Source organism: Thermogutta hypogea (genome assembly GCF_055386265.1).
Window position 1 is genome coordinate 1,449,419 of the sequence record NZ_AP042425.1, and the last position, 22,145, is coordinate 1,471,563.

Here is a 22,145-nt window from a genome sequence, read left to right on the forward strand (position 1 = left end):
CTATAGCATGAACCGCTCGATTACTCGACATACACTGGCCTTATCGGGAATCATCACAGTCGCACTTTGCGCGGCGTCTCCCCTTATTGCTGCCGAAACGAGCGAAGCCTCCACGGCGATGGCTTGGGACCGTGTTGATTTGGACATGGTCCCCGTTATTCCAGTAGTGAAAGCGGATCGTATGGTCATCGAGGCTGTGCTGAGAAACATGTCGGACAGTCCGTTTCGGTATTTTGACGGCAACCAGGCGGGCCACCCTGTAGGAAATCTGCACATTGTTCTGACCAAGGACGGGAAGGAGGTTCCCTTCACGGTCGAACTCACTCCTCCCGCTGCGACCCGAGCGAGCGTACGCACATTGGCGCCCGGGCAAGAGCTGAGCTATCATATCGAGCTTCAATACTACGGCATTGCTGGCAAGGAAGGGGACCTTCCCCCAGGCCGGTATGAGCTTTGGGCACGTTATTCGGTGGGAAAGCACGCATGGTTTGTCGAAGAAATGGAGGTTACGCCCGCGCAAATTGACCAATTGGTGGCCATCATTGACTTGGTTGATGGGCCGAATAGCGCGTCCCTGGGCCTGATCGGTGGCGCGGTGGGGCTGACCATCGGCTTCCTCGTGGCGGCGTTCATCTTCCTGGGCCACCGCCTTTCGGCCCACGGGTTCCTCGGAACTGTACGGCACGCATTACATTTACGGCGCCGGGATCGAGGGGCGACTTGACTTCACGATAGCAGGAGCCGGTACTCATGCGCCCGGCCAACACCGGCCTGTGGACGCCGCTACCGGATAACGATGATCCCAACGACGACCCGGCCGACGGTGTCCCGGATCACCGCACCTCGGTGCTGACCATCATCCCCTCGGTGGACATTGACACCGACAGCGACAACACCGGCACGATCGACCGCAGCGACCGGGAAGAACAGATCGAGAATGTACCGGACTATCCGGGGGAGCTGCTCGTTGTGAACAGTGATGATGACAACGAAAACGGCATTCAAGACTATCTAGAGAACGACGATTACAGCTACCCGGAGGGTGGCGAGTGGGCCCCCTTTGCGGACGACGATCTATTCCAGGTGGTCCTTGATCGCGGCTTCGAGGATCTGTCTGGGATGGATGGTTTTGCGTTCGAGCTCAAAGTTACTGCAGGTATTGGTCTGAGCTATTGGCTCGACCAGACAAAGACACCAATCGTCGACGATCCTGTGTTTGGCCCAGACGAGGTGGTCACGATCGTAGAAGCGGGCCAGGAAAAAGTCGTTTACCGCTGGTTCGTGTCCAGCGGCTTGCTGATGTGCCCGGCGAGTATCTATGTTGAGGGGGTTACTGGAAGTGCCTTGACCGACACATTGATGTGGAGTGTGGCGAAGCCGAATCCTCCGGAAATCCCCGGCGGCAACCCAATATACACTGTAATCGACGTCGACAGTGTGCGGTGTTCCACCTTCGGTGTGGTGCTGACACCGTACACACCCCAAACACACCACATTGCGCCCATGCCTATCCCAATGAACAAGTGGAAACAAAACGGTGTAGGCATCAGACGAAACGGGGACCATGACAACGGTGGACCTTCCCGGGATTGGTTTATTACCGAGGCGGTTTCTGAGGAAAACGACCTGGTTCGGATTGATGTAGATGTTTATCCTGCTTCGGGGGTCACCTACTTTCTCAAGTGCAATTCACCCGATGTCAGGTTTTGGAGTACGCGCACCAAAGGTGGTTCTCCCTTGGACGCTACGGGGGACGGCTTGGTGCTTACGACTGATGAGACCCTCTGGGTGGAATGGACCAGCTACAGTGACAGCACTGCTACCGTGATTGCCGAGGTTTGGCTCGACGATGCCACCGGCGAGGAGTATCGCGCTTGGACGCAGTATATGACACTCAGGCCGTTCGAGAGCCTGGCCGCCGCCTTCGTTGGGGAGCATCAGACGGCCGGCGACCCAGCAGCGTCGCCCGGCCTGAACAACCTGGTAATCGAGCTCCTTCTGGACGGTTACGACGTGCAGGTATGGGACGATGGCCACGATTGGTGGGGGGCAGATGAGGCAGACGAATGGGGACGTGGCCCAGCACACGACGAGATTGTGCGCGCTGTCAACCACCGCGGGGTAACTCAGGTCACTTTGTTGGGGTACAGTCACGGTGGAGGAACTGTCTACCACGTTGCATGGCGCCTAGCCAACAACTACGAGGCAAGCGATGGAAGTACGCTTCGTGGGGATTATGAACTCCTGTTTGCGTCCTACCTGGATGCTGTCACGAACAACCGTTACAGCGACGTACATCCGGAAACTCGCCGCCCGCCAGGAGCGACGTTTTTCCTGAATCAGTATCAGACCAATTCTTGGCTGCGGGGCGCACCAATACAGGACCCACAGCCGTCGGATCTAGAGTATGATCGCAGTCCATTGGGAGTCGATCACGGCACGATCGACGAGCACCCGCTGGTGATTCAGACGATTCTTGACCAATTCAAGGCGCGAGTGAGCCGGTAGATCCGTGGCGTAACATGCCTGGAGGGCGGCCGATACGTACACACGTATAGTTTCCCGTCCGGTCAGACCGTACAGAGCCGCTGATCTAGGCATCGAGAAACAAATGTTTCCGTAAAGGATAGATTCATGAAACGCGAGAGCAAACGGGTAGTCCCTACTTGGCTTGTGGCATGGGGCGCGTGTTTGTCGCCTTTCGTACTTATCGCAACGACGAATTGGATGGGGCTGGAGGCATTTGGCGGCGTAGAGTGGTATCCTTACGACCCATCAGGTGTTAGGTTCTTCCTGGCATTTTGCGTAACCATGTTCGTCGGCTTTGGAGGTGCGACGGCTGCTGGCATCACAGCAATTCGCACCCGGTTTCCCTATTATTTGTTGTATTGTCTCATTGCACTCGCGAATCTAATTCCAGCCATCGTCATCCTCTACTCTGTTGTTGAAGTAATAATAAGTCGCATGTGGTAACGACGACTTCGATCTTGAGACGTACGAAGGCCTCGACGGCTGCGCGCTGCGGTTGACGGCCAGCGACGGTCTGCGCATTTGGGGCGACCAATTGCGGAACCTTCCGGACGGCGCGACCGTCCAAGGTACAGGATACAACCAGTACGAGTGGATGATTCCGGCTGGGACCACCAGCGACCCGTTCCCCGGCAGTGTGTACGTGGAGGGAATCGCCACTGGCCGCCAGTGGTCGATTCACTACACTCCCAATCTCAAAGTGTATAGGGAAGAGAACGGACAGCTAGTGCACGAACCAACCACAACTCTGCACCCTGCCCAGACTGGCACGCAGGTGGTGAGCTATTGGGTTGAGGCGATTGGAAGCGGGCCGACGGGCTTTCCCTCCGGATTGGATAAGATACATGTCGTGCTCTGGGACTCCAATGACCAGGAAGTTGGGCGTGATACGGTCGTGCTTAAGGTCCAGGATAACTCCACGCACTTCACCGACTGGGTAATCCCCAACGAATGGACGATTGACGCGGCACAGTTCAAGACCCCAGTGCCAGTGGAAGGCGCGGTGGGGCCGCAGCGCGAGTGGACGGGCAAAGACTACAATGCGTACAACAAGGGGGACGCCTATACGCGAGTGGAGATTGAAGGCGCGTTCACTTTGACCTTCGATGTGAAGCTCGATGGCCGCTTCGTGCAGCCGGACACCAACGCAGATGAGTTCACGCCGAACGGAGATCAGCGCAAGCTCAGTTTCGTCGCCAATAGCGGCGTCAAGATTGGGCCGCTCGTCACGGACCCTGCCTCGGACCCGCGCAAGGAAGTCGCGATCATCGACATCAAACGCCTAGTTGACCGAGTGGGCGGCCTTGGGACATTTAACAACCCATCAGTTTGGCAGGGCCCCAATCACGACAAAGTGAAACTGGATTACGGGGGCGTTTCGTACGTCGCCGAGGAGTTGACCCGGCTGCTTCCGGGCGTGGAATACAATCTTCCTTTCCTACGTTATAACGAAATGTTTGATCTGTCTGTCGCGGACAGCAGTACCAAAGTGCGGGTTCCAGGGACCTGGCAGGATTGCTACAATATCCTGCAGGATTCGTACAGCTTCTTTGGTGCGTTGGGAGACAGTTACCAAATGAAGGTTCAGTGGACCGGCTCGGTCCTCACGGTGAGTGTCCGAAGGCACGGCAGCGTGGACTACACGAAGGTATACGAAGGCACGCCGCCGGGGATCGGCGCGGCTAACCGCCTTCATGTGCAGTCCCACTGGGGGAGCGGCGTCGAGTTCAGCAGCATATATATTGACATACCTTGATTCGCTGATCGCGCTGCTTCCCACTGACAAGGGACGATAGTGGTCTCGCGCGCAGTCGGGATGGCCTCTCATCCGGCGTCAACGGTCACCGGTGCGAAGGAGATGACCATGCGACCTATGAGCAGAGCGGTAGTGCGGCACAATCACTTTGTCTGGCGGTGCGTTCAAGCGATTGTTGAGGCTCTGACGCCGATGGCATTGCTGCTTCCCGCATTCGAGGAATACGCATTTGCGCAAGGACAGATCGTGCCCGAAACGCGACTCGGCCCTTACGTTCCGAGGAATCTCGAACTGAAGGCAGGGGCCGATTACTCTGGGATGGACTTCCGTGGAAGTAGGTTTGACCTGAATACGCATTTAGCAGGCGCGAACTTCACGCGTTGCGACTTGCGGCGAGTGATTTTCGATGGAACGGACCTGGAAGGTGCGAACTTCACTGACGCCAATCTGGAAGAGGCCGTCTTTTATGACAACGTCAGGTTATCGGGCGTCTCGTTCAGGAACGCCAATTTGAAGTGGGCATTCTTCGCAAGTTCCAGTATTCCCGAGAATGCGGACCTCACTAACGCCGTGATTACGGGCGTTTCGGCTGTGCGTTGTCAGTGGTATCGGCCGCCTGATTACGGCAGCGGACTAATTCCCTCGCGCGGCAACGAGTACAGCCGGGGTGGCGCGTCCTGCCTCACTTTCCCCCAGCTTCGCTCCACATGGAACTTCCGGCACAAGGATTTGAGTGATTGCGAGGTTTATCTCTTCGATAGCGCAGCGCGTCCGTGGAACGAGTCTGTCGATTTTCGTGGATTTGACCTGCGCAATGCCATCATTGTCGGCGATTGTACTCGCTGTGATTTCACGGATGCCGATATCACCGGAGCAGTGTTGCGCGCGAAGATCACCAAGCAGCAGATCCTTTCGACCAAGAACGCGGAATGGTGGTCGGGTAATCACGGGTTTTCCTGGGAGTACTGCCACCTCTCGCTGGGCGAGATCGCGCACGGCTGGGATTTCTCGAAGGAAACCCTCCGGGGTATGTCGTTTAGCGCCGTGAACGTGAAGCTTACCGATGCCGTCATCGACCACACGACGATAACGAACGTCACCAAGGAGCAGCTTTATTCGACCCGAAGCTACAAAGAAGGAAATCTTGCCGGCCTTCACGTTCCTTGGGTAAGAGGCGCGCCAACTCCGTTCGTGGAATTCGATTTCTCTCGGCAGAACTTGACAGGATGCGTTCTCTGGGGCCCTTTTACGGGCGCGGTCTTCACGGATGCGGTGATTACTGGTGCAGATCTCACTAACAATTGGCACGGCCTGACGGCCGAACAGATCAAATCAACGTGGAACTACAAGAATGGCCGGATGGCCGGCGTGCGGATTCCCGACGAACTTAGGATTGAGTTGGGCCTCCCTCCGTGGCAGCGCTAGCAATGGCGACCGAAAAACGTGTCAGGAACCTTTTATGTCTTTAATGGCGAATCGCAGCTTCGACGGAGGCACGGTGATGTGCGTCAAACACATCATTGCGATTGTATGGCTTTGCGTGGGCGTATTCGCGGGCATCGGCCAGGCTGACCATCCGAGTTACCCCTAACGCTCAAACTTGGCGTGGGCAACGAAGACCTTGAAGCCCAGATCAACAGTCTCCCCTGGATCATGAACACCTCCCGGGGCGAGTACGAGAGGGATGCGTCCAAGATCAACTTCGGCGGCCGGGACCTCCGCTGTGCGACTATCCATTTCGAACTGAAGGGTTTGTACGGCGCCAATTTCGAAGGGTGTACGCTGGATGGCAGCTCGCTGCTCGAAACCGACTTTCGCGCCTGCTCGTTTCGCAGTACGAGCCTGCGCCTCTGTCAGATGGATTGGTCGAGCTGGGCGGCGATGAATGATTTCACTAACGCTGACATTGAGGGCAGTTACATCATTGGCGCCTCAGGGGAAATGCTACAACAGACCAGAAACTATCGCGAGGGGCGCCTCTTTGGAATACGGATACTCCGGGGAGATATGCGAGGCCTGAGCTTTCGGGGCATGACCCTTGAGGCCTGCAATTTGGGTGACGTGCGAGGTTGCGACTTTACAGACGCCACACTCCGCCGCATGGTGATCTATTCCTGTTATGTTTCAGAACATCAGCTTCGGACCACCAAGAATGGTCAGCGTCGTGATTATTCCGAACTCCTGTTCGCTGGTTCGTCGAATCCAGCAAAGGGACAGCTGAAAGACGATTTTAGGGGCTGGGATTTCTCACGATGTAACCTGGCGTATTTCTCCGGCTGCAATCTCACGGAGGCTCGCTTTCACGATGCTTACTTCTTGTATCCTGCGGATACTGTGGGGGGCGTGTTTCGTTTCGACCCGGGTTGCTCCGACCGGTCGCCGCTTCTCTATTATGAGACGGTGACGTCGGGGTTCATTGGCTTCGACGGGTGCCTTCTCGCGGAAGCACAACTTCACCAGACCGCAAATTGGAAACGCAAAGACCTTCGTGGGATGCACCTGAGGAACATGAAGCTCGAGGGCTGGGACTTCTCCGGGATGAACATGGAGGATGCCGACTTAAGCGGTTCGTTGCTCAAGGGGGCGAAATTCACCGACGCGAACATTGTGGGCCTGAAGCTTGTCGGTGCCACCGGGCTTACGATCGCACAACTTCAAGAGAGCAAGACCTTTCGCGGTAGGGCTACGGCTGCCATTTTTGGCGCGCATCCTCATGCGAAGTTCGTGGACCTTGCCGACGAGCAGCGTGTCTTGGAACAATTGCGCCGAAAGGAGTAGAAGAAAGACGCCACCTTGTATTCCATGGTAGCAGAATACATGTAAACAGCGTCTCCAGCCGTGTCCTCTATGTACTACGCGACTGGTGGCACGCAGGATTGACCACCGAAGCCGACCAAACGGTCACTTTCCGCACGAGGCCCAGCCCCAACATGATCGAGATGCCGGTACTGTTTTGGAATTCCGGGCGAGTCGATCCGCAGAATCCCGGCGAGTTGGCGTTCGCTAATAACGTGGTAAACTCGCTGGTGGACGTGATTGGTTGTTTTTCGCACACGTCCATGGCCCGACCGTTAGCCAAGACTGGTTCCATGACTACGTTCACGCGCCTGCTGGTGTGGCTGGGTTTACGAACGTTCGATCATGCGAGGAACGCACCTATCACAACGGCGAGGGCTCGATTCACTGCGGCACGAACGTGCTACGCGAGATTCCCGGCGTGTCCGTGGTGGCGATCGTTGTGACCATGAGTTCACGAGGTGTTGCCATGATACGATTTGGCAGCGGCCCGGTTACGATGATGCTTGGCCTTATCCTGGCCACAGGGTCCGCGGTCCCGATTATCGCGCGTTGCGGCGGGACGGGTGTTTTGGCTAAGGGCAGCGGCGGGACACATAGTGTGGGAGAGACGAAGGTCTCTCCGGCCGTAGCGAAAGCACGTGATCTCGAGTCGGAGTTGGAGCGGTTGCGGACGGAACGAATTCTCTGGGATGCGGAGCGTGCACTTGCGTTGACCGAAAAAGCCTACGATGCCGGCTGTCAACGGGAGTTTCTGGAAACGCTGCTTGAGAGGCGGGTCGCGCTACAACGCTGTGATGGGCTTATGGATATGGTGATTTTCGCTCTGAGTTGCGTGACTGTCTACAACAGTGCTCCGGAGAGCGAGTGGAAATCGTTCGCTCCGATATTTCGATTGCAACCTGTTGTCGGAGTCAACGGAAGGGAGGCTGGCGCATTATTCGTGAAAACGGCGTGCCGTTCGGGCTGGAGGCCGAGTCCCCACCAAGTCATGGAGATTGCATTCCTAGCCATTCACACCTACCAGGATCAGCGGGCACGGGATTTGCTGCGCAAATTGGCATCGACGCAATACGAAGGCGATCTCAGGGACTGGTTCCCGATGCTGGCGTGGCAACTGCTGCTCCACTATGAGGGCCGGGCGGGCCTTAGATCGGCCTTTCGAAAGGCGATTAGCGGCGCCGCCGTGCCGTCTTCATATCCGCTAAGAATCACAGAGTGGGATATGATGCGACGCCTCTGGTCCGCGGACCATCAGATATCGCCAAGCCGACTGATTAACAACGAAGGTTACATTGCGACGAACGAGGCTGGCAGATGGCTGGCCGTTGATCTGATCCAGCAACTCTGGGCCAAGGAACTTGAGTTTATTGAGTCGCTGGAGGACCGCAGGCGCGAGCGCTATCTGCAAATCCGACTGATGAGGTTGACAGCCGTTACCCAAGCGTATTACGGGCCGAGACCGCGACCGGATCCTGCGATGCTCGCTGAGAGCTCAATTGCCATGTGGCTGGCTACTCGTTGGGAGGATGGGGATGAGCGGTTCTTGCCGCAGTTGATCGAGTCCGCCAGGGAATTACGAATTGCGATCGCCGAAGCTCCCATCTCGGAAGCCGGGTTGGCCTGGTTGAAAGAGCAGGCCGAATCGGGGCCATGGTCCGATGGCGTGAAAGCGGCGATCCGCTCGGGACTGGAGCAACGAGAAAAACGGCAGAAGTCATTGGAAAGGCAAAACGAGTAGCCGGCTCAACAGCATCAGACCGCCGGTGGACCGTCGAGCCGCGCCTGGGCGACTGCTTGCTTGCGTTGTGGTGGCCCGTTCGGGGCGGATGTCGAAGACGCTGACCTGCGATCGGTTCCAGGAAAGAGGCAAGGCGGTAGCGCAAACGGCAAGGCGGGACGCGAAGTCGCGGCGAGGCCTTCTTTTCCTGGGGTGCTGCAAAGGCCGACCTGCCGCGCGGGGGCCCCTTAGCGGCGAAATTCTGCCCGCGAGGGGTTCCGGAGCGCACCTTGCGGTCCCATGCGAGGGTTGACCGGGAATCCGGATTGTGCACTGTGCTCCAATGGTCTCCCACCCCCTTCGCTCGCGCGAGTTGAAAACCGCCCGGACAACTTTGCGCCGGTTCGAATAGTGCGCTCCCGCGTTAACAACCATGCCCCCTCTTTGGCGGTAAAAGCTACGACCAAAAGTTCAAGACAGTTTGGAACGACTGGACCCGCACCGAACACGTCTCGAACTCGGCAAGTCCTTCCCGTATAAGCAGTTGCGAAATCGGCCAAGAAGAGAGTATTTACGAGGAGAGTTGCCTTCGCGGAGCTTCTTCATTTTCTAGCAAACCGCCGACCGGCCAGTTGACGCCCGTGCCCCGGATTGAGGGGTTGCGGTCGTTTCGCTTTAATCGCCATTTCTGCAAGGATTTGCGTCGCTTCGCACGCCGGCCGTGGACTCTCGGTTTCGAGAGAGACTATTCGGGGGTCGATGTCAACCCTACAGGGTTGCCATCGCAGCCCGAACCTTCGGCCTCGAACTCTCGGACTCTCTGCTAAACAACCCCAGCGGGTTAACAGCCCGCGCAGGTCGCGCGCGACGATGACCACCGTCTGTGGCAGAAGATTGCCGGTAGGTCTTGCAGCCGCTTGGCAGGCTGTGTCGGTTCGGAGGTCGCGTGGGGAATCGCCCCCGAGCGGTTCCTATGGATAAAAACGCATACACTTATTAGAATCTGTTTGCGTTTTTATCCGCTCTTGAGGGAGGCAATCACGATGGCTTCTGGAATTGCCAAAGCCCGCCAGCTTTTTCGTCAACGCGGCGGCGTACTCAGGACCAAAGAGGCGCTGGCCGCCGGCGTCCATCCGCGCACTCTGTATGCGATGCATCGCACCGGCGAGTTGGAGAGACTCGCCCGGGGGTTGTATCGGCTGGTGGAGCTTCCGCCCCCAACCGACCCCGACTTGGCCACCGTAGCCAAGCGAGTCCCGCAGGGCGTCATCTGTTTGATCTCGGCTTTGGCTCACCATGGCCTGACGACGCAGATTCCTCACATCGTTGACTTGGCCCTTCCCCGCACGGCCCGGCGCCCCGCTCTCAATTATCCGCCACTGCGTGTTTTCCGGTTCTCTGGGCAGGCATTCGAAGCGGGAATCGAGACGCAGGTGATGGATGGTGTTGCGGTGCGCATTTACAGTCCCGAGAAAACCCTGGCCGACTGCTTCAAGTTTCGCAACAAGATCGGGGTAGATGTCGCGCTGGAGGCGCTTCGCGCGTACCGGGCACGGCGTGATGCACGACTTGATAAGGTCTTGGAGTACGCGCGAATCTGTCGCGTGGAGAAGCTAATGCACCCCGTGTTGGAGGCGCTTGCATGACCAGGAAGGTTGCCGCCTCCGTGCATCAGCGTTTGCTGAACGCCGCCAAGCAAGGCCATCGTCGCTTCAACGATTTGCTTCAGCTTTACGCCTTGGAGCGTTGGCTGTTCCGGCTTTCCCGCTCCGCCTACGCGGACCGCTTCGTCTTGAAGGGCGCCTTGTTGCTCATGGCTTGGGATACTCCGACAACCCGGCCAACCCGTGACATCGACCTGCTCGGTCGGATCGCCAACGACCTTGACCACGTTCGCTCGGTCATCGCAGAGATTTGTCAAACGCGCGTGGATGACGATGGACTCCTGTTCGACCCCCGCAGCGTGACCACCGAGCGGATCACCGAGGATGCAGACTACGAGGGCGTGCGTGCCAAGTTCCTGGGCGGTTTGGGAAACGCTCGGGTCACTATGCAGGTCGACATCGGATTCAGCGACGTGGTCACCCCCTCGCCATGCCGGGTAACCTATCCGACGATTCTCGATCAGCCGCCAGCCGATCTTCTTGCCTACAACCGGGAAACGACGATCGCTGAAAAGTTCGAGGCCATCGTCAAACTGGGCCAACTGAACAGCCGGATGAAAGACTTCTTCGACATCTGGCTGCTGGCGTCCGTTTTTCCGTTTGACGGCGATGATTTGGGCAATGCCATTCGGGCCACCTTCGCACGGCGGCAAACGCCCATCGAAGCGGCGCCTGTCGGGTTCTCAAGTGAGTTCGCCCGCAATCCCTCGAAAGCGGTGCAGTGGAAGGCCTTCGTTCGTCGCTCTCTCCTGCAAGAAGCTCCAGAGGAGTTCTACGACGTGGTGGAGTGCGTCCGCCAATTTCTTCATCCGGTTGCGGCTGCCATCGCGTCGAACCGGGCATTCGCAGCGAATTGGACGCCCGGTGGACCGTGGATGCCCAAGACGCCTTCGTCGAGATGACGAGACGGTAGGCCTCGGGGGCGGGTGCGATGGTCGCCATCGAGATTCGATGACCAATTGCGACACCTCAAGCCGCCGTCCGGTAGGTTAACAGCATAGGGCCGCGCGACCAGCCTTTCCGTGAGCGTCGCCCGCCGGGAGCGGCCACCGCGGGCATCGTCTTCTTCTGGAGTGCTCCCATGTTCGACTGCGCTCAGGCTGCGCGCTGCTGGCCGGAGGATCGGTTGGACAAGATCGCGGCCGTGCTCGCCACCGGGCTGCTCCGGCTGGAAAGCCGGGCCGTCTTGCCCACCAACGCATGCCCCGAACGCGATCGAAAAACGTTGGCCGAGGGCCTTGAGGTTCCCGCGAAAACGAGGCTCAGTGTGCGTGTCGGTTGACGGTTTCCCAGACCCGTACCAGGAGCCGAGAACATGCATCTGAACGTCGAGAAGGAGTTGGCCGCGTTGCGGCGCATGTCGGTGGGCGAGCTGCGCTTGCGCTACGCCGAGGTGTTCGGCGAGCCCACCCGCAGCCGGCACAAACAGTGGCTCATCAAGCGCATCCTTTGGCGGATGCAGGCCTTGGCCGAGGGCGACCTTTCGGAGCGTGCCCGGCGCCGGGCCGAGGAACTGGCCAACGACGCCGACCTCCGCCTGCGGCCGCCTCGGGCGCCTGCCGCGGTGCCCCAGACGCAGGCGGCTCAGGCCCTGGCGAACCGCAGCTCGCGGCTCCCGCCGCCCGGCAGCATCCTCACCCGGCCCTACAAGGGCGAGACGCTCCAGGTCAAGGTGCTGCCCCAGGGATTCGAGTATGAAGGGGAGGTCTACAAGTCGCTCTCGGCCGTAGCCAAGGCGATCACCGGGAGTCACATCAACGGTTATCTGTTCTTCCGACTGGGCGGAAAGAGGGGCGACCGATGAGACGCAACGGCAACAACGGCTCCTCCCGCACCCCGCCGGTCATCCGCTGCGCCATCTACACGCGCAAGAGTACCGACGAGGGCCTGGACCAGGAGTTCAACTCGCTGGATGCCCAGCGCGAGGCGGCCGAGGCCTTCATCCGCAGCCAGGCCGGCGAAGGCTGGACCGTGCTTCCGGAGCGCTACGACGACGGCGGATTCACCGGCGGCAACATGGACCGTCCGGCCTTGCAGCGCCTGCTTTACGACATCGAGGCGGGCCGCGTCGATTGCGTCGTGGTCTACAAGGTGGACCGCCTGAGCCGCAGCCTCCTGGACTTCGCCCGGATGATGGAGACGTTCGAGCGCAAGGGCGTGTCGTTCGTCTCGGTCACGCAGCAGTTCAACACGGCCACGTCGATGGGCCGGCTGGTCCTCAACGTGCTCCTGTCCTTCGCCCAGTTCGAGCGGGAGATCATCTCCGAGCGCACTCGGGACAAGATCGCCGCCACGCGCCGCAAGGGCCGCTGGTGCGGCGGCCGGCCGATCCTCGGCTACGACTTGGCCCCCCAGGGATCGCGGCTCTTGGTCAACCCGGAAGAGGCGGCCCAGGTGCGGGCCATCTTCCAGTTGTACCTCGACTACGGAGGGCTGATCCCGGTCGTCGAGGAGCTGCGTCGCCGCGGCTGGCGGAACAAGCGATGGACCACGCGCAAGGGCTTCGAGTGTGGCGGCAGGGCATTCGACAAGAACAGCCTGTGGCACCTGCTCACCAACGTCACGTACCTCGGCAAGGTCCGGTACAAGGACGAAATCCACGACGGCCAGCACGACGCCATCGTGGACGCCGATCTGTGGCAGCGCATCCAGGCCCTCTTGGCGAGAAACGGCCGGACGGGCGGGACGTGGGTCCGGAACAAGTTCGGGGCCCTGCTCAAGGGACTGCTGCACTGCGCGGCCTGCGGCTGCACGATGGTCCACACGCATACCTCGCGCAACGGCAGCAAGCGGTATCGGTACTACGTCTGCAGCGCGGCCCAGAAGCGCGGGCGGCATACCTGCCCGACCGGGTCGATCCCCGCGGGCCAGATTGAGCAGTTCGTCATCGAACAGATCAAGTGCATCGGCCGCGATCCCGCCCTGGTGGCGGCGACGGTTCGGCAGCTCCAAGCCCAAGCCTCGCGAGGGACGGAGGAGTTGGCCGCCGAAGAAGCACGGCTCCGGCGCGAGCTTGGAGAGTATGACCTCCAGTTGCACCGGATCGTCACCGAGCCCAGCACTGAGTCGGACATCGAAAGGACCACAGCGCGACTGGCCGACCTTCAGGAGCGGATCGCGGCGGCCCAGCGGCGGCTGGTCGAGGTCCACGACCAGGCCGAGCGGCTGCGGCGTGGCACGATCGATCCGGCCGAGGTCGCCCGGGCGTTGGCCGAGTTCGATTCGGTCTGGGAGTCGCTCAGTCCGCATGAGCAGGCTCGGCTCCTCCGTCTGTTGATCGAGCGGATCGACTACGACGGTCGCGAAGGACTGATCTCCATCACGCTTCACCCCACCGGCATCAAGACGCTGGCAGAGCGCCAATCAGAAGGAGACGCTGCATGAGCGAGGGCATCACGCTGCGTGCCAGAGTCCACCTCCGCCGCGGTTCCAGAGGCCGCAGGCAAATCCGCTTGGGCGAGAACCCAGCCGCGGCGGCACCCTGCGGCCGCGTGCCGCGCGTCGCGCGGCTGATGGCCTTGGCGATCCGCTTCGACGGGCTCGTGCGCCGTGGCCAGGTGGCAGACCAGGCCGAGCTGGCCCGGCTGGGGCACGTCACCCGGGCGAGGGTCACCCAGATCATGAACCTGCTCAACCTGGCCCCGGATATCCAGGAGGAGTTGCTGTTTCTGTCCCCTGTGGAGCGCGGCCGCGACCCGTTGGTGCTGCGCGAGTTGCTGGTGATCGCCGCCGAGCCGGATTGGCAGCGCCAGCGGCTGCGGTGGCGGGCACAACAGAAGGGTTAACGATTCTCTCGCGTCCACCACGTTGACCCGCACGGATTTACCAGGGAGAATCACTTGCTCGCCCAAGCAGCCCAAGGCCGGCTATGGGAGTTGGGTGGCTTTTCCCGCGATTTCGGGGTGCAGAAAAATGTCGATAGCGAGCCGTGTGGCCGAGAGCCTTCGGCACCTCAATGAGAAGGATTACGAATCCGCAATGATCGCCGTTTGCATCGCCTTGGACGCAACGGCGCGACGGGAGTTTCCGCCCCTGGCGACAAATAGGGACACTGGAAAACGATGCGAGGCTTTCGTGAGAAAGAACCTCGATATTATCACGCGTATTGGCTTCGGGGGGGCGATCCTGGCAGCTCCAGGATCGACTCTGCGAATCAGGTCCCCTGCGTCGCCGCAATCTTCAACGCAGGTAATGGAACTCGAACGAATAATCTATCAGACGCTTCGCTGTACGCTTCTGCATGAAGGATCGCTGCCGGAAAACGTGGTATTCACCGAAGACGTGTTCTATGGTGAAAATGGGCCTCATTTCTGCATCCCGGTTGCGATGGTCTATGCGCTGCTTCTCGCTATCATCGGGGCTTCGTGCAACAGGTGTTGCCACATTGCGGGGGACTGGCGGATTCGTATTTGGGAAAAAGACCTTTGCGTGAATGAGCTCTGGGGTAAAGCGGATAGTATTCGCAACCATCTGGGTATTGCCCCCGCGCACGGGGGCGGGGGGATAGAGTAGCTTGCGCCATCAAGGGCCTTACGGTTCGCAATCGCCAGGCCATGTTCGCCCCGTCCCCGCGGGGCGTCCGCGCGGTCCGGCTTGCCGAGGTCGGGCCCTCGCGCCCCGAACCCGCCGGGGCCCAATACTCTTTGAAGCGCGAGCAGATCGCGCTGGTCGAGGCACTGGCGGCCATCGGCACAGGCGTGATCGAGGTTATCAAGGTCCACGACGGCTTGCCGGTGGTCTTGGAAATCCACGAGCAGGTGTAACGGTTTCCTCTTCGTAACCACGTTCGATTCCGGACAACCGACCGACCGCACGAGCGGAGGCGTTGTGGGAGTCGCCAAACAAGTGGCGATCCACGCACGTTTCCGCTCGTGCCGCTTTCTTGCCCGAAGCTCGGCGACGGCCTGCACGCCCTTCTCGGCGGTCCGAGAAGGAGTTGCCAATGGCTACCAAGCACAATCTCGATTGCTTCGACCAATTCACCATCCGTTTCATTCGCAGCAAGGCCCGCCAGCTCATCGGCCGGGCCGGGTTGACCGAGGCGGACCGCGAGCGAGGACCTGATTCAGGAGTTCGTCCTCGACCTGCTCGAGCGTCGCAAGCACTTCGACCCCCGCTCCGGAACCTGGGAGGCCTTCGTAGTCGTGGTGTGCGAGAACTGCCTGGCTACGATCCTGGAGCGCCGGCAGGCCGAGATGCGCTCGCCCGAGCGCGAAGAGGGATCGCTCGACCGTCCGATCCAGGACGGGGAGGGCAGCCGCACGGAGTTTGGCGAAACCCTCCCCGACACCCAGCCGGGTAAACGGACCGGCCACTGGCCGCGGTCCGGCCAAGAGACCTCCGAGCTGGTCCAGGATGTCGCCACCGTGCTCCAGCCGCTGCCCGACCACCTGCGGGACATCTGCCAGCGCTTGATGGCCGGCCGGTCGAAGGCGTCGATCGCCCGTGAGCTGGGTATGTCGCGGGCGGCCCTGTACGGACTGCTTCGGGACATCCGCAAGCGTCTCGAGCGGTCGGGCCTGCGAGATTATTGGGCGTGATTTGCGACAGTTCGGCCGGCCAGCCGGTAGGTCTACTAGTAGGGGCCGCACCGTTAGAGACCTTCGGCCGGCCGGTTCGTCTCCGTGCCGGACCTCACGGGCGGCCCCAACGGCCAGCGAGCCAGGCCGCGCGGTTCCGCTCCACGACATTCCCTCGGACGAAAACAAAGGCCATTGCATGAGCGCCATCGTCGATCCGATCCTCCGCGAGTCGTACGCAGTTTATCGAGAGAAGGCGCGAGAGTACCTCACCAGCCACCAGTTGGCCGACTTCCGCCGCTGCCCGCTCTTGTACCGCAAGAAGAGGCTGGGACTCGTCGAGGACGAGGACCGGCCGGCGTTTCTGGTGGGCCGGGCGCTGCACACGCTGGTGCTCGAGGGGCGTGAGCGCTTCGAGGCCGAATACGCCGTCGGCGGTCCCCTCAACCCCAAAACAGGCGAGCTCTACGGCTCCAGCACCAAGGCGTTTTCCGAATGGGCCGCTGCGCAAGGGAAGCCCGTGCTCACGGTGCAGCAGCACGAGCTGGTGGAGCGCATGGCCGAAGGGGTCCGCGGGCACGTTCTCGCCAGGGACCTCTTGAGCCAAGGCACACCCGAGGGCGTAGTGCGGGCCGAGTACTGCCGGATGCCCTGCCAGATCCGCATGGACTGGTTCGACCCACACCGGGGGATCGTGGACCTGAAGACCTGCGACGACCCGCAACGTGCGGGTGCAGGTGCGTGCTGCCGCACCGACGTAGGAACACCATCGCGGCGGCGCCCCATCGCCCACGGCGCAACGCCCACGATCCGCTGTGCCCCGCCCTTCATGCGCAAAAGGCCCTAACAAATAAGCTAACCGGCGCGCCGCTTTTGGCACGTCCGGTAGAGCGCCTTGTTCGGCGTCTTATTTCTTGCGCAACTTGCCATAGGCCATTGCATGAGCACTTAACGAAGTCGCAAACGTTGTAAAGCTAAATTCCGGGTTTGGCTCTTTGAACTTACCTTTCAGGCCGCCAGTTTTGTCGGATAGGATGAGACACGTTCCATCGTACAAACGCTCTCGCATTAGACGTTCACAGAAAAGCTCGTATCGCTTCGCATATGAAGTTTTCTTGAATTCCTCGAAAACCTCGAAATGTGGCTCATCTACGCGAACCGGAACAGTAGATTTCGGGGTTTCTTCTAACAGCATCAACCAACCGAGCCACGGCCGTTGCGACGGTTTGAATTTTCCTTCGCGATATGCGGTAAGAAGGTCAGTGGAATTTCCCAAAGCCTCCTCGACACGATTATTGAAGTTGTTGCCAAATGACGGGCCGATATGCGCCTTGAACTCAATTGACGCTAGAAGGACGCCATCGACGACCACAACCAAATCCCAATTCTTGGTTGGCCGAAAATAGCCGGGTAGGGTTGTTGCGGCAGTATGAATCGTGGTGTCCGGTAGCCCGGCCTCGGAAAGCAACTCCGTCAATAGCTTGATGAAACCATCAAGGTGCTTTCCACCCGTAACTGCGCTTCGATTTCCTGCGTCTTTTTTTCCGGTGGTAGCTCCCTGTTTTTCGTGCTGTTGAGTTCTTACCTTCCAAAAATATCGAACTGCCTTCGCAACGCGATCGCTATAATCCATTGCCTTTCCTTTTTATGTCGGTTTTTATTTCGGCATGGGAGAACAATGACGCGGTTGCTTGCCGGATTCTTTTGACTGCCATCTCGTAATAGTAAGGGTCAATTTCCACCCCAATTGAGTTACGACCCCATTTTGCGGCTGCTACAGTCGTAGTTCCTGTTCCCATGAACGGGTCAAGCACAGTATCCCCGACAAAAGAGAACATACGAATTAGCCGCTCAGCGAGTTCTTCAGGGTATGGTGCCGGATGATTACGGGTGGGTGCGCCAGGTACTCCAGACCAAATTGATTGAAACCACTGTTTGTGGTTTTCGTCAGAAATTACCGAGAGCACCCGAGTTGCGACAGTTGGTTTGCGATAACCACCCGGTTTGCGCTCCATAAGTATGAATTCGATGTCGTTTTTTATTACTGCGTTTGGTTCATAGGGCTTGCCCAAGAATCCGGCCCCGTTTCCGGATGCCTCATGTTCTGCATTGGCTATCTTGTACCAAATGATTGGCGCAAGATTGTCGTAGCCGATTTTACGGCAATGTTCTTGGATCGACGCGTGAAGGGGGACAACGGTATGTCTTCCGTCGTTCTTTCGACGAGAGAGACAAACATCGCCGACCACGCAGATTAACCGACCTCCAGGGACTAAGGCGCGATAGCAGTGCTCCCAAACCTTATCAAGCTCCCGAAGAAATTGTTCGTAATCTTCAACGGCTCCTAATTGATCTTCGTGATCCCTATATTTCTTTAGCGTCCAATAGGGTGGCGATGTAACCACAAGATGAACGGATTCATCTTCTATAAACGACAACTTGCGAGCATCGCCCTGAATTAGGCCATGCTCGGTCGGAATTTGCTGAACCGCTGCCTCGATTTCTGCTAGAAGCTTCTTGTCCTTGGCGATGCGAGGTATATCGGTTTGTGGGTTTTCCAGCCGGGCAACCGATGAAGGGAGAAAAGTCTGATGGTGATGTGCAACTGTCATTGGCATAAAGGTTAATTGTGTAAATACTCCGATACTATACGCGGACTCTCCCAAGACGCCTAACGTGTTTACAGGAAGTTTCTGCCTATTACCTGTAGGCCGCCGGATTGCGGCCTAGCGCGCAGGCAGCCGATTGTTCTAAGTCGCATTGTATCAATCGGTTGCCGCATTGTCACGCGGTTTCCGGCGTGATAGGCCGCCCCTGCCTGGCGCTCCTCGGGGCTGCGCGCAATGCGTCCGCCCGGCCGCGAACGCCGCGCCCGCCTCGGTTCAGGACGTGAGTGTATGTCGTCGTCGTGCGGACATCCTTGTGGCCGAGCAGTTCCTGCACCGTGCGGATGTCGTACCCGGCAGCCGGCAGGTGCGTGGCAAACGCATGCCGAAACGTGTGGCTCGTTACGCGTTTGGTCAAGCCGGCGTCTTGGACGGCCTGCTTGATCGCTTTCCGTACCAGCGACTCGTGAACGTGGTGTCGCCCTTGCTCGCCGGTTCGCTGGTTCACCCAGCGATGCTCTTGCGGGAACACGTACTGCCGGCACCACCGGCGGTTGGCGTTCGGGTACTTTCGGGCCGGCGCGTGCGGAAGCTCCACGCGGCCGTAGCCGTCGGCCAAGTCTCGTTGGTGGATCGCCTGGACACGCTCCCGATGTTCCTGCAAAGGAGGGATGACCGCCTGCGGCAACATCGTCACGTGGTCTTTGTCTCCCTTTCCCTCACGGACGGTGATCTCGCCTCGCTCGAAGTCCAAATCCTTGCCCCGGAGCCGCAGCCCTTCCAAGAGCCGGAGTCCCCCACCGTACAGCAGCATCGCAATCAGCCACTTGTCGCCGTGAAGGTGCGCCAGGACCCGAGCCGCTTCCTCAACCGTCAGTACGGCGGGGAGCCGCTTGGGGCGACGCGCGCGAATGACGCCTTCGATGCGGTCTAAGGGTTGTTTCAGGACGTGCTCGTAGAGAAAAAGAATCGCGGAAAGCGCCTGGTTCTGCGTAGATGCCGCCACGTGTTCCTTCACAGCCAGATGGGTCAGGAAGCGGTTGACGTCGCCTTCCGCCAGTTGCAGCGGGTGCCGGCGGTCGTGAAACAGGATGAACCGCCCAGTCCAGTGCAGGTACGCCTCCTCGGTGCGCCGGCTGTAGTGCCGGCCCCGCAGCACCTCGATGATTCGGTCATAGAGGCGCGGGGTTGCCTGGCCGGGAAACCGGCCCAAAGGCGAACGGACTTGATGTGCGACGGCGCCCACAACAGCTCGCCCCCTCAAACAACCACGATTTCCGGTTTGGAGGTTCGATCGGCAAGGTTCATGGCGGCGGTGCTGATATCATGCAGTCTAGCCGAACCCGCGTTGGCGCCAAGCCTCCGTAGGTTCGCATCCCCCTCTGTGGTCGGACCTCACTGCGCCATGGGCCTGTAGATTGCCTCAAGATTCCCGACGCGCCCGGCGCGGCAGCGGCGAGGCGCCGGCCAAGGAATGCCCCGAGTGCCACGCGGTCATCGCCGCCGGCCACGCCACGTGCCCCGATTGCGGCTACGAGTTCCCGCCGCCGGAAAGGCAGAAGCACGACGCCCGGGCTGGCACCGCCGGCGTGCTGTCTGGCCAGGTGACAGATATCGAGCACGAGGTGCTCGACGTGCGGTATACCGTCCACACCAAGCGGGACGCCCCGCCGGACGCTCCCAAGACCATGCGTGTGGAATACCGCATCGGCCAGTTCACCCGGGTGTCCGAATGGGTCTGTTTCGAGCACACCGGCTACGCCCGCTGGAAGGCCGAAAAGTGGTGGCGCCAGCGCTCGCCGGACCCGGTGCCCGACAGAGCCGAGCGGGCGGTGGAGATCGCCGAGGCGGGCGGCGTGGCGCGGCCGGAGAAGATCGTGGTGCGTTCGGTGGACGGCGAGAAGTACGACCGCATCGTGGGCTACACGCTCGGCCCGATGCCGGAGCCCGTGCCTATCGAGGAAACGGCGGGCGACTTGGCGGACGTGCCGTTTTGAGGAGACCCGTGCATGGACGAAGAGGAATCGCTTGGCGAACCGGCCATGTTGCCCGGAGACGTACCCTACCACAGCGCGTACGGCCTCGGCACTTTGCCGCGATCAGATGTCAACCGTTTCTCCACCGGCGCGGTGCGGGGCAGCGACGCCGACGGCGAGCGGTGGGATTTGATCACCCCCATTGGCCTAAGGCGGCTTGCCGAGACCTGCGCCGAAGGGGCGGCCAAGTACGGCGAGCACAACTGGACCCGCGGCATCCCTGCCAGCGTGATGCTCAACCACGCCATCCGGCACATCTACCTGTACCTGGCCGGCGATGCGAGCGAAGACCACCTGGCCCACGCCGCCTGGAACATCCTGGGCGTGTGCCACTTCGAGGAAGCGCTGCCGGAGATAATCGACATTCCGGCAAGGAAGCGTGATAAGGATTGACCCTGGCTGGGCACAGCGACATGGATAGCAGTCTCTTGGACGTTGCCTTGCGCTACGCCGGACTGGGCTACGCGGTCTTTCCCTGCCGCGTAGGCTCCAAGCAGTCGCTTGTGCCCCATGGGTTCCGGGACGCCACGACCGACGTAGCCCAGATCGAGGCGTGGTGGGCCCAGTGGCCGGATGCCAACGTGGCGATCACCGCCCGGGGGCTGCTCGTAGTAGACGTTGATCCACAAGCAGGGAGCTGGCCCAACGAGCAGGAGCAGGCCACGGAACTGCTGATGGCCGGCGCCGTATCCCAAACCCCCCGCGGCGGCCGCCACTACGTGTTCCGCAGGCCGCCGGGCAAGGAGTGGAAGTGCTCGGCAGGGCAGTTGGCCCCAGGCGTCGATATCCGCACCGACGGCGGCTACGTCGTCGTTCCGCCATCGCGCACGACCGACGGCGCCTATCGCTGGGTGCCGGGGCTGGAACTCGACGCTCCCGCTGACCGGCTGCCCGATCCGCCCGATGAGCCGGTCACGCGGCCCGGCGACCTGTGGATTCTTGGCGACCATCGGCTGCTGTGCGGCGACGCGGGGAAGGCCGAGGACGTGGACCGGCTGCTGGATGGCAACCCGGTGCACCTGGTGAACACCGACCCGCCCTACAACGTGCGGGTGGAACCGCGGAGCAACAACGCCATCGCCGCGGGCTTGAGCTCGTACCCTTCGGCCGAAGAGCTCCAGGGCGGGCGGCGTCGGCGTGGGCACCACCAGTCGATGGACGTGGCCCGGCACCCGGAGAAGTCGAAGCCGACGCACCGCAAGCTGCGGGCCAAGGACCGGCCGCTGGAAAACGACTTCGTCTCCGACAAGCAGTTCGACGGGCTCCTTCACGCTTGGTTTGGGAACATCGCTCGCGTGCTGGAGCCCGGGCGCGGCTTCTACATCTGGGGCGGATACGCCAACTGCGCCAACTACCCGCCGGTGCTCAAGGCCGTCGGCTTGTACTTCTCCCAGGCGATCATCTGGGACAAAGAGCACCCGGTTTTGACACGCAAAGACAGGATGGGTAGGCGTGTGGAGCGGGTAGCCTTCGCGTGGGAGCGGGGGAAGGTGGTGGAGGGGTAACGGCCTTGAGCTGG

At 60.3% G+C, this 22,145-nt stretch carries 23 protein-coding genes and 1 pseudogene; 21 read left to right on the top strand and 3 right to left on the bottom strand.

Annotation, left to right across the window (positions count from 1 at the left end):
• Positions 1 to 7 precede the first annotated feature (7 nt).
• From ACZ5B4_RS05140 to ACZ5B4_RS05225, 18 genes and pseudogenes are all read left to right on the top strand, one after another.
• Positions 8 to 724: a hypothetical protein gene (locus ACZ5B4_RS05140; protein ID WP_464913361.1), complete on the top strand. Its 717-nt coding sequence runs from the start codon at positions 8 to 10 to the stop codon at positions 722 to 724.
• Between the two features lie 26 nt (positions 725 to 750).
• The gene (locus tag ACZ5B4_RS05145) at positions 751 to 2,508 is read left to right on the top strand and encodes a hypothetical protein (RefSeq protein WP_464913362.1); all 1,758 of its coding nucleotides are present in this window, start codon (positions 751 to 753) and stop codon (positions 2,506 to 2,508) included.
• A gap of 517 nt (positions 2,509 to 3,025) precedes the next feature.
• Positions 3,026 to 4,285 (top strand): hypothetical protein, encoded by a 1,260-nt coding sequence (locus ACZ5B4_RS05150; RefSeq protein ID WP_464913363.1) that lies wholly within the window; start codon positions 3,026 to 3,028, stop codon positions 4,283 to 4,285.
• Between the two features lie 117 nt (positions 4,286 to 4,402).
• Positions 4,403 to 5,710: a pentapeptide repeat-containing protein gene (locus tag ACZ5B4_RS05155; RefSeq protein ID WP_464913364.1), complete on the top strand. Its 1,308-nt coding sequence runs from the start codon at positions 4,403 to 4,405 to the stop codon at positions 5,708 to 5,710.
• A gap of 34 nt (positions 5,711 to 5,744) precedes the next feature.
• Complete coding sequence (locus tag ACZ5B4_RS05160; protein ID WP_464913365.1) at positions 5,745 to 5,876, top strand: hypothetical protein; 132 nt, start codon at positions 5,745 to 5,747, stop codon at positions 5,874 to 5,876.
• A gap of 14 nt (positions 5,877 to 5,890) precedes the next feature.
• Positions 5,891 to 7,063, top strand: coding sequence for a pentapeptide repeat-containing protein (locus ACZ5B4_RS05165; protein WP_464913366.1), 1,173 nt, complete (start codon positions 5,891 to 5,893; stop codon positions 7,061 to 7,063).
• Positions 7,064 to 7,215: 152 nt separating this feature from the next.
• The gene (locus tag ACZ5B4_RS05170; protein ID WP_464913367.1) at positions 7,216 to 7,527 is read left to right on the top strand and encodes a hypothetical protein; all 312 of its coding nucleotides are present in this window, start codon (positions 7,216 to 7,218) and stop codon (positions 7,525 to 7,527) included.
• Positions 7,503 to 8,822, top strand: a complete 1,320-nt coding sequence (locus tag ACZ5B4_RS05175; RefSeq protein ID WP_464913368.1) for a hypothetical protein — start codon at positions 7,503 to 7,505, stop codon at positions 8,820 to 8,822. Before ACZ5B4_RS05170 ends, ACZ5B4_RS05175 begins: the two co-directional genes overlap by 25 nt.
• A 1,022-nt stretch (positions 8,823 to 9,844) precedes the next feature.
• Positions 9,845 to 10,447: a type IV toxin-antitoxin system AbiEi family antitoxin domain-containing protein gene (locus ACZ5B4_RS05180; protein WP_464913369.1), complete on the top strand. Its 603-nt coding sequence runs from the start codon at positions 9,845 to 9,847 to the stop codon at positions 10,445 to 10,447.
• Positions 10,444 to 11,367, top strand: a complete 924-nt coding sequence (locus ACZ5B4_RS05185; protein WP_464913370.1) for a nucleotidyl transferase AbiEii/AbiGii toxin family protein — start codon at positions 10,444 to 10,446, stop codon at positions 11,365 to 11,367. The genes ACZ5B4_RS05180 and ACZ5B4_RS05185 overlap by 4 nt, the downstream gene beginning before the upstream one ends.
• Positions 11,368 to 11,546: 179 nt before the next feature.
• Entirely contained in the window at positions 11,547 to 11,747 is a 201-nt protein-coding gene (locus ACZ5B4_RS05190; protein ID WP_464913371.1) for a hypothetical protein, read from the top strand.
• 33 nt (positions 11,748 to 11,780) lie between these two features.
• Complete coding sequence (locus ACZ5B4_RS05195) at positions 11,781 to 12,269, top strand: DUF2924 domain-containing protein (RefSeq protein ID WP_464913372.1); 489 nt, start codon at positions 11,781 to 11,783, stop codon at positions 12,267 to 12,269.
• Positions 12,266 to 13,849 (top strand): recombinase family protein, encoded by a 1,584-nt coding sequence (locus ACZ5B4_RS05200; RefSeq protein WP_464913373.1) that lies wholly within the window; start codon positions 12,266 to 12,268, stop codon positions 13,847 to 13,849. The genes ACZ5B4_RS05195 and ACZ5B4_RS05200 overlap by 4 nt, the downstream gene beginning before the upstream one ends.
• Entirely contained in the window at positions 13,846 to 14,250 is a 405-nt protein-coding gene (locus ACZ5B4_RS05205) for a hypothetical protein (protein WP_464913374.1), read from the top strand. The genes ACZ5B4_RS05200 and ACZ5B4_RS05205 overlap by 4 nt, the downstream gene beginning before the upstream one ends.
• A gap of 289 nt (positions 14,251 to 14,539) precedes the next feature.
• Entirely contained in the window at positions 14,540 to 14,977 is a 438-nt protein-coding gene (locus ACZ5B4_RS05210) for a hypothetical protein (RefSeq protein ID WP_464913375.1), read from the top strand.
• A 41-nt stretch (positions 14,978 to 15,018) separates the two neighbouring features.
• Positions 15,019 to 15,228, top strand: coding sequence for a hypothetical protein (locus ACZ5B4_RS05215; protein ID WP_464913376.1), 210 nt, complete (start codon positions 15,019 to 15,021; stop codon positions 15,226 to 15,228).
• Between the two features lie 294 nt (positions 15,229 to 15,522).
• A pseudogene (locus ACZ5B4_RS05220) lies at positions 15,523 to 16,005 on the top strand (sigma-70 family RNA polymerase sigma factor); the annotation flags it as partial.
• Between the two features lie 178 nt (positions 16,006 to 16,183).
• Positions 16,184 to 16,831, top strand: coding sequence for a PD-(D/E)XK nuclease-like domain-containing protein (locus ACZ5B4_RS05225; protein ID WP_464913377.1), 648 nt, complete (start codon positions 16,184 to 16,186; stop codon positions 16,829 to 16,831).
• Positions 16,832 to 16,891: 60 nt separating this feature from the next.
• On the opposite strand, the gene ACZ5B4_RS05230 is transcribed toward ACZ5B4_RS05225, so the two are convergent.
• The 3 genes from ACZ5B4_RS05230 to ACZ5B4_RS05240 all read right to left on the bottom strand — a co-directional run bounded on the left by ACZ5B4_RS05230 (position 16,892) and on the right by ACZ5B4_RS05240 (position 19,836).
• Positions 16,892 to 17,617, bottom strand: a complete 726-nt coding sequence (locus tag ACZ5B4_RS05230) for a PaeR7I family type II restriction endonuclease (protein ID WP_464913378.1) — start codon at positions 17,615 to 17,617, stop codon at positions 16,892 to 16,894.
• Entirely contained in the window at positions 17,607 to 18,602 is a 996-nt protein-coding gene (locus ACZ5B4_RS05235) for a DNA-methyltransferase (RefSeq protein ID WP_464913379.1), read from the bottom strand. The genes ACZ5B4_RS05230 and ACZ5B4_RS05235 overlap by 11 nt, the downstream gene beginning before the upstream one ends.
• A 166-nt stretch (positions 18,603 to 18,768) precedes the next feature.
• Positions 18,769 to 19,836, bottom strand: a complete 1,068-nt coding sequence (locus ACZ5B4_RS05240; RefSeq protein ID WP_464913380.1) for an integron integrase — start codon at positions 19,834 to 19,836, stop codon at positions 18,769 to 18,771.
• A gap of 172 nt (positions 19,837 to 20,008) precedes the next feature.
• Between ACZ5B4_RS05240 and ACZ5B4_RS05245 the strand changes: the two genes are divergently transcribed.
• Genes ACZ5B4_RS05245 through ACZ5B4_RS05255 form a run of 3 tightly spaced genes read left to right on the top strand, consistent with a single transcriptional unit; the run spans position 20,009 to position 22,131 of the window.
• Positions 20,009 to 20,587: a hypothetical protein gene (locus tag ACZ5B4_RS05245; RefSeq protein ID WP_464913381.1), complete on the top strand. Its 579-nt coding sequence runs from the start codon at positions 20,009 to 20,011 to the stop codon at positions 20,585 to 20,587.
• A 12-nt stretch (positions 20,588 to 20,599) separates the two neighbouring features.
• Entirely contained in the window at positions 20,600 to 21,019 is a 420-nt protein-coding gene (locus ACZ5B4_RS05250; RefSeq protein WP_464913382.1) for a dATP/dGTP diphosphohydrolase domain-containing protein, read from the top strand.
• A gap of 35 nt (positions 21,020 to 21,054) precedes the next feature.
• Positions 21,055 to 22,131: a bifunctional DNA primase/polymerase gene (locus ACZ5B4_RS05255; RefSeq protein ID WP_464913383.1), complete on the top strand. Its 1,077-nt coding sequence runs from the start codon at positions 21,055 to 21,057 to the stop codon at positions 22,129 to 22,131.
• The last annotated feature ends 14 nt before the right edge of the window (positions 22,132 to 22,145 follow it).

What these genes read in the sequence shown, in the direction of transcription:
- ACZ5B4_RS05205 (WP_464913374.1), top strand. Translation starts at nt 13,846, where the DNA reads ATGAGCGAGGGCATCACGCTGCGTGCCAGAGTCCACCTCCGCCGCGGT.
- ACZ5B4_RS05145 (WP_464913362.1), top strand. Translation starts at nt 751, where the DNA reads ATGCGCCCGGCCAACACCGGCCTGTGGACGCCGCTACCGGATAACGAT.
- ACZ5B4_RS05250 (WP_464913382.1), top strand. Translation starts at nt 20,600, where the DNA reads ATGGACGAAGAGGAATCGCTTGGCGAACCGGCCATGTTGCCCGGAGAC.
- ACZ5B4_RS05140 (WP_464913361.1), top strand. Translation starts at nt 8, where the DNA reads ATGAACCGCTCGATTACTCGACATACACTGGCCTTATCGGGAATCATC.
- ACZ5B4_RS05170 (WP_464913367.1), top strand. Translation starts at nt 7,216, where the DNA reads ATGATCGAGATGCCGGTACTGTTTTGGAATTCCGGGCGAGTCGATCCG.
- ACZ5B4_RS05235 (WP_464913379.1), bottom strand. Translation starts at nt 18,602, where the DNA reads ATGCCAATGACAGTTGCACATCACCATCAGACTTTTCTCCCTTCATCG.
- ACZ5B4_RS05160 (WP_464913365.1), top strand. Translation starts at nt 5,745, where the DNA reads ATGTCTTTAATGGCGAATCGCAGCTTCGACGGAGGCACGGTGATGTGC.
- ACZ5B4_RS05185 (WP_464913370.1), top strand. Translation starts at nt 10,444, where the DNA reads ATGACCAGGAAGGTTGCCGCCTCCGTGCATCAGCGTTTGCTGAACGCC.
- ACZ5B4_RS05190 (WP_464913371.1), top strand. Translation starts at nt 11,547, where the DNA reads ATGTTCGACTGCGCTCAGGCTGCGCGCTGCTGGCCGGAGGATCGGTTG.
- ACZ5B4_RS05225 (WP_464913377.1), top strand. Translation starts at nt 16,184, where the DNA reads ATGAGCGCCATCGTCGATCCGATCCTCCGCGAGTCGTACGCAGTTTAT.
- ACZ5B4_RS05155 (WP_464913364.1), top strand. Translation starts at nt 4,403, where the DNA reads ATGAGCAGAGCGGTAGTGCGGCACAATCACTTTGTCTGGCGGTGCGTT.
- ACZ5B4_RS05200 (WP_464913373.1), top strand. Translation starts at nt 12,266, where the DNA reads ATGAGACGCAACGGCAACAACGGCTCCTCCCGCACCCCGCCGGTCATC.
- ACZ5B4_RS05195 (WP_464913372.1), top strand. Translation starts at nt 11,781, where the DNA reads ATGCATCTGAACGTCGAGAAGGAGTTGGCCGCGTTGCGGCGCATGTCG.
- ACZ5B4_RS05230 (WP_464913378.1), bottom strand. Translation starts at nt 17,617, where the DNA reads ATGGATTATAGCGATCGCGTTGCGAAGGCAGTTCGATATTTTTGGAAG.
- ACZ5B4_RS05215 (WP_464913376.1), top strand. Translation starts at nt 15,019, where the DNA reads ATGTTCGCCCCGTCCCCGCGGGGCGTCCGCGCGGTCCGGCTTGCCGAG.
- ACZ5B4_RS05180 (WP_464913369.1), top strand. Translation starts at nt 9,845, where the DNA reads ATGGCTTCTGGAATTGCCAAAGCCCGCCAGCTTTTTCGTCAACGCGGC.